Annotated in this window: 1 protein-coding gene and 1 pseudogene; both read left to right on the top strand. The window is 66.2% G+C overall.

The genetic code is table 11. The features are described from left to right. Positions 1 to 238: pseudogene (locus DAI20_RS20195) on the top strand (4-hydroxyphenylpyruvate dioxygenase); the annotation flags it as partial. Between the two features lie 102 nt (positions 239 to 340). Beyond that, positions 341 to 538, top strand: a 198-nt coding sequence (locus DAI20_RS20190; RefSeq protein ID WP_159085165.1) for a homogentisate 1,2-dioxygenase, incomplete at its 3' end; no start/stop codon positions are given.

The following is a 538-nucleotide window of genomic DNA, read 5'->3' as shown; positions in this document are numbered from 1 at the left end:
CCAGCGCGTGCCGAACCACGGTGAAGACGTGCCGCGCCTGGCGAAGAACAAGATCCTGATCGATGCCGATCCGGAAACCCACCAGCGCAAGCTGCTGCAGATCTTCACCCAGAACTGCATCGGCCCGATCTTCTTCGAGATCATCCAGCGCAAGGGCAACGAAGGCTTCGGCGAAGGCAACTTCACCGCACCGTTCGAGAGCATCGAGCGCGACCAGATCCGCCGCGGCGTGCTGTAAGGTCATCGGTAGCGCCGGGCCAGTCCCGGCGCCTGCCCATCTGTAGAGCCGAGCCATGCTCGGTTGCTTTCCGTTCCGGTCTCGCCGTACCCAGGAGCCCCCATGTCCCCCGCCATCACCGCCCGCGGCTATCAGTCCGGCTTCGGCAACGAATTCGCCACCGAGGCCGTTGTCGGCGCGCTGCCGGTCGGGCAGAACTCACCGCAGAAGGTGGCCCACGGCCTGTACGCCGAACAGTTGACCGGCACCGCCTTCACCGCGCCGCGTGGCAGCAACCGCCGCAGCTGGCTGTACCGGATC

The sequence above is a fragment of the Planctomonas deserti genome, from assembly GCF_003067705.1.
GTDB classification, from domain to species: Bacteria; Actinomycetota; Actinomycetes; order Actinomycetales; family Microbacteriaceae; genus Planctomonas; species Planctomonas deserti.
This window is presented reverse-complemented; position numbering and strand designations above follow the sequence as displayed.